We start from the raw sequence: 5,972 nt of genomic DNA, 5'->3' as shown, positions 1-5,972 counted from the left end.
GATCAGTTGCGAAAGGGGTTGATAGTGAGTTATGTTTTTGGACTGCGCGAGAGGCGGAAGCCTGGAGTGCAGCTTCTAAGCATGAAGAGCGCGAGCTTGTAATGTTTGGGGGTGCCTACAAGGCCAGGAGGGAGAGATCCCACGGTGTTGTAGGTTTCACAAGCGGTCGCGAGACCGCACCGCCAACCGTTCCTGAGAGGGGACGCGACGGCAGAACCTGGACAATTGAAAAGTTTAGGAACTGACGCTTTCATCGCGTCGAGTTTGTTTGCTGAACCTTGAGGTTGAGTGAATGAGTTTGATGAAAATGCGATGTAAGTGTGAGGTCCCGTCAACAATTTTTAGTTGCAAAGAAGCAACGTGCTTACAAGGTTGAAAGTTTTCACGAGCTTTTGATGTTGTCGGTGTGCATGTTGTGGAGCAACAACCGGATCTGAGATCCTGGAAAGTCACGAAGGAGAGATTCTAAGTGCACTCTTAAGAACCCTTCTGTCAGAGGAAGGTGGTTTTAACTGCAATCAGTGCGCCAGTGCTGATGAGTGGGTAAAGCAAATCAAGTTGAAGAGGTGAAAGCCTTCTAAGAGGACTTGATCTACAACGGAGAGTTTGATCCTGGCTCAGGATGAACGCTGGCGGCGTGCTTAACACATGCAAGTCGAACGAACCTTCGGGTTAGTGGCGGACGGGTGAGTAACGCGTGGGAATCTGCCCTCAGGAGGGGGATAACGGCTGGAAACGGCCGCTAATACCCCATATGCCGAGAGGTGAAATGAATTTCGCCTGAGGATGAGCCCGCGTCTGATTAGCTAGTTGGTGAGGTAAGAGCTCACCAAGGCATCGATCAGTAGCTGGTCTGAGAGGATGATCAGCCACACTGGGACTGAGACACGGCCCAGACTCCTACGGGAGGCAGCAGTGGGGAATTTTCCGCAATGGGCGAAAGCCTGACGGAGCAACGCCGCGTGAGGGATGAAGGCCTCTGGGCTGTAAACCTCTTTTCTCAAGGAAGAAGATCTGACGGTACTTGAGGAATAAGCCACGGCTAATTCCGTGCCAGCAGCCGCGGTAATACGGGAGTGGCAAGCGTTATCCGGAATTATTGGGCGTAAAGCGTCCGCAGGCGGCCTTTCAAGTCTGCTGTTAAAACGTGGAGCTTAACTCCATCATGGCAGTGGAAACTGTTGGGCTTGAGTGTGGTAGGGGCAGAGGGAATTCCCGGTGTAGCGGTGAAATGCGTAGATATCGGGAAGAACACCAGTGGCGAAGGCGCTCTGCTGGGCCATCACTGACGCTCATGGACGAAAGCCAGGGGAGCGAAAGGGATTAGATACCCCTGTAGTCCTGGCCGTAAACGATGAACACTAGGTGTCGGGGGAATCGACCCCCTCGGTGTCGTAGCCAACGCGTTAAGTGTTCCGCCTGGGGAGTACGCACGCAAGTGTGAAACTCAAAGGAATTGACGGGGGCCCGCACAAGCGGTGGAGTATGTGGTTTAATTCGATGCAACGCGAAGAACCTTACCAGGGTTTGACATCCTGCGAATCTCTTGGAAACGAGAGAGTGCCCTCGGGAACGCAGTGACAGGTGGTGCATGGCTGTCGTCAGCTCGTGTCGTGAGATGTTGGGTTAAGTCCCGCAACGAGCGCAACCCACGTCTTTAGTTGCCAGCATTGAGTTGGGCACTCTAGAGAGACCGCCGGTGATAAACCGGAGGAAGGTGTGGATGACGTCAAGTCATCATGCCCCTTACATCCTGGGCTACACACGTACTACAATGCTACGGACAAAGAGCAGCAAGTTCGCGAGGACAAGCAAATCTCATAAACCGTGGCTCAGTTCAGATCGTAGGCTGCAACTCGCCTACGTGAAGGAGGAATCGCTAGTAATCGCAGGTCAGCATACTGCGGTGAATACGTTCCCGGGCCTTGTACACACCGCCCGTCACACCATGGAAGTTGGCCACGCCCGAAGCCGTTACTCCAACCCTTGTGGAGGAGGACGTCGAAGGTGGGGCTGATGACTGGGGTGAAGTCGTAACAAGGTAGCCGTACCGGAAGGTGCGGCTGGATCACCTCCTAACAGGGAGACAAACAATGATTTTGATGTCTGAGTACTTAATTCTTAGGCCGAAATCCTGTCACCTTAGGTCGATCGGTACCTCAATTTTGAAGTCAAGAATGCATAGCAATGTGCATTGCTTGATGAAGATTTTCAGTTCCTAAACTTTGTCTAGGTCACATCCCACAAGGGTTGAGTCTTCCTGGGCCATTAGCTCAGGTGGTTAGAGCGCACCCCTGATAAGGGTGAGGTCCCTGGTTCAAGTCCAGGATGGCCCATTCGGTGTTGGGGGTTTAGCTCAGTTGGTAGAGCGCCTGCTTTGCAAGCAGGATGTCAGGAGTTCGAGTCTCCTAACCTCCACTGATCGAACTCAATCTCCATCTTCTGAATGATGGAAGGTGAACTCGAATGTGATGTGATTTAGATGTGTCCGCTGGCATGACCCCAGCTTCCTGTCATTCCAAAATGACGTGAGTGATCACGATTATTTTGGTTGATAAGATGCTGGGCTCGAACTGTTAAATCAGTTTGATGTCTAGCAGAACCTTGACAACTGCATAGGAAAAAGTCTGTAAGAATAAAGCATCTCTCATGGATGCATCATTTTTTTATAGGATGATGTCAATTCTTGAGCAAGAGCCGAGACTCCATAACGTTCTTCTAATTGTGTCGAGCAATTGGGAGTTTGATGATTGATTCAGCAATGAATCGTTCAGAATCTGTTTCAACGACAGCAAGCGTTTTGGAGATGAATGGTCAAGCTACAAAGAGCTCACGGCGGATACCTTGGCACACAGAGGCGATGAAGGACGTGGTTACCTGCGATAAGTCTCGGGGAGCTGGAAACACGCTTTGATCCGGGAATTTCCGAATGGGGCAACCCTTAGAACGGCCAGCTGAATCCATAGGCTGGCACGAGCCAACCCAGCGAACTGAAACATCTTAGTAGCTGGAGGAAAGGAAAGTAAAAACGACTCCCTGAGTAGCGGCGAGCGAACGGGGAAGAGCCTAAACCGATGGTTTCGACCATCGGGGTTGTGGGACAGCAATGTGGAAAAGGGATGTTAGTGGAAGTGTTTGAAAGACACGCCAAAGAAGGTGAAAGCCCCGTACACGAAAACTGAACTGACCTAGCTGTATCCCGAGTAGCACGGAGCACGTGAAATTCCGTGTGAATCCGCGAGGACCACCTCGTAAGGCTAAGTACTACTGTGTGACCGATAGCGAAACAGTACCGCGAGGGAAAGGTGAAAAGAACCCCGGGAGGGGAGTGAAATAGAACATGAAACCGTGAGCTTACAAGCAATGGGAGCCCGACTTATCGGGTGACCGTGTGCCTGTTGAAGAATGAGCCGGCGACTTATAGGCACTGGCGGGTTAAACCGGAAATGGTGGAGCCACAGCGAAAGCGAGTCTGAATAGGGCGTTTGTCAGTGTTTATAGACCCGAACCCGGGTGATCTAACCATGGCCAGGATGAAGCTTGGGTGATACCAAGTGGAGGTCCCAACCAACTGACGTTGAAAAGTCACTGGATGAGCTGTGGTTAGCGGTGAAATGCCAATCGAACCCGGAGCTAGCTGGTTCTCCCCGAAATACGTTGAGGCGTAGCGTCTCGTGCTCCAGCAGGGGGGTAAAGCCACCATTTCGGTGCGGGCTGCGAGAGCGGTACCAAATCGAGATGAACTCTGAATACCCTGTGTGTAGCGAGGCAGTCAGACTGTGGGGGATAAGCTCCATGGTCGAGAGGGAAACAGCCCAGACCGCCAGCTAAGGTCCCCAAATCAACGCTAAGTGATAAAGGAGGTGGGATTGCCCAGACAACCAGGAGGTTTGCCTAGAAGCAGCCATCCTCAAAGGAGTGCGTAATAGCTCACTGGTCGAGCGATCCTGCGCCGAAAATGAACGGGGCTAAGCGTTGTACCGAAGCTGCGGATTTATGGTAGGGGAGCGTTCTATGTGGGGCGAAGCGTTAGCGTGAGCGGGCGTGGACTGCATAGAAGTGAGAATGTCGGCTTGAGTAGCGAAAACATGGGTGAGAATCCCATGCACCGAAACCCTAAGGGTTCCTCCGGCAGGCTCGTCCGCGGAGGGTTAGTCTGGTCCTAAGGTCAGGCCGAAAGGCGTAGTCGATGGATAACAGGTCAACATTCCTGTACCGGTTATGTTTTGGGAAGAGGGACGGAGAAGGCTAGCCGAGCCAGACGTTGGTTACTGGTTCAAGCGTTCGAGGCTATGAGGAGCGGCGAAAACGTTCCGAGCTGAGGCGTGAGTACGAGCTGCTACGGCAGCGAAGTTGGTGATGTCATGCTTCCAAGAAAAGCTCTATACCCGTTAAGGCATAACTGCCAGTACCCGAAACCGACACAGGTGGGGTGGTAGAGAATACCGAGGTGCGCGAGGTAACTCTCTCTAAGGAACTCGGCAAATTAGCCCCGTAACTTCGGGAGAAGGGGTGCCACCGCAAGGTGGTCGCAGTGAAAAGGCCCTGGCGACTGTTTACCAAAAACACAGGTCTCCGCTAAGTCGCAAGACGATGTATGGGGGCTGACGCCTGCCCAGTGCCGGAAGGTTAAGGAAGCCGGTCAGCGTAAGCGAAGCTGGCGACTGAAGCCCCGGTGAACGGCGGCCGTAACTATAACGGTCCTAAGGTAGCGAAATTCCTTGTCGGGTAAGTTCCGACCCGCACGAAAGGCGTAACGATCAGGGCGCTGTCTCGGAGAGAGGCTCGGCGAAATAGAATTGTCTGTGAAGATGCGGACTACATACACCCGGACAGAAAGACCCTATGAAGCTTTACTGTAGCTTGGTATTGTGCCCGGGCTCTGAATGCGCAGGATAGGTGGGAGACGTTGATCTCGTGCTTGTGGGTACGAGGGAGTCAATGGTGAGATACCACTCTTTCAGAGCTAGGGTTCTAACGTTCACCCGTTATCCGGGGAGCGGACAGTATCAGGTGGGCAGTTTGACTGGGGCGGTCGCCTCCTAAAAGGTAACGGAGGCGCGCAAAGGTTTCCTCAGGCTGGTTGGAAATCAGCCGCTGAGTGCAAAAGCAGAAGGAAGCTTGACTGTGAGACCTACAAGTCGAACAGGGACGAAAGTCGGCTTTAGTGATCCGACGGTTCTGAGTGGAAGGGCCGTCGCTCAACGGATAAAAGTTACTCTAGGGATAACAGGCTGATCTCCCCCAAGAGTTCACATCGACGGGGAGGTTTGGCACCTCGATGTCGGCTCATCGCAACCTGGGGCTGAAGTCGGTCCCAAGGGTTGGGCTGTTCGCCCATTAAAGCGGTACGCGAGCTGGGTTCAGAACGTCGTGAGACAGTTCGGTCCATATCCGGTGTATGCGTAGGAATATTGAGAGGATTTCTCCCTAGTACGAGAGGACCGGGAGGAACGCACCTCTGGTGTACCAGTTATCGTGCCAACGGTAAACGCTGGGTAGCCATGTGCGGAGTGGATAACCGCTGAAAGCATCTAAGTGGGAAGCCCACCTCAAGATGAGTATTCCCATGGGGTAACCCAGTAAGGTCACGGGAAGAACACCCGTTGATAGGCTCTACGTCGAAGTCCAGTAATGGATGCAGCGGAGGAGTACTAATAGACCGAGGGCTTGACCATGATTTGGTTCTTGCCTGAGGCGAAGTTTTATTCAAACCAGACGCATGATGAATGATGAAAGTTATTGATCATGTCCTATGCAGTTCTCAGGGTTCAACCTTGGGAATGTTTTCTATCCTGGTGTCCATAGCGCTGTGGAACCACTCCGATCCATCTCGAACTCGGTTGTGAAACGCAGCAGCGGCGACGATATTTGGGGGGTAGCCCCCTGAGAAAATAGCTCGATGCCAGGTAAAACATTTCTATCACGCTAGTGATACGAAGAAAGCCACCCCGGAGAGGGTGGCTTTTTTT

Annotated in this window: 2 tRNA genes and 3 rRNA genes; all 5 read left to right on the top strand. The window is 52.5% G+C overall.

Annotated elements, in window-relative coordinates:
* Positions 1-594: 594 nt before the first annotated feature.
* A 16S ribosomal RNA gene (locus DXY31_RS13360) occupies positions 595-2,079 on the top strand.
* Between the two features lie 183 nt (positions 2,080-2,262).
* Positions 2,263-2,336: transfer RNA gene (locus DXY31_RS13355), tRNA-Ile, on the top strand.
* 9 nt (positions 2,337-2,345) lie between these two features.
* Positions 2,346-2,418 (top strand) — tRNA-Ala (locus DXY31_RS13350).
* Positions 2,419-2,812: 394 nt separating this feature from the next.
* A 23S ribosomal RNA gene (locus tag DXY31_RS13345) occupies positions 2,813-5,678 on the top strand.
* A gap of 116 nt (positions 5,679-5,794) precedes the next feature.
* Positions 5,795-5,911: ribosomal RNA gene (rrf, locus tag DXY31_RS13340) — 5S ribosomal RNA — on the top strand.
* The 16S, 23S and 5S rRNA genes sit together here with 2 tRNA genes alongside, the layout of an rRNA operon.
* Positions 5,912-5,972 lie beyond the last annotated feature (61 nt).

It is taken from the genome of Synechococcus sp. UW179A (assembly GCF_900473965.1).
Lineage (GTDB): Bacteria > Cyanobacteriota > Cyanobacteriia > PCC-6307 > Cyanobiaceae > Synechococcus_C.
Note: the sequence above shows the minus strand (reverse complement) of the source record. Positions and strands in the feature narration are given on the sequence as shown.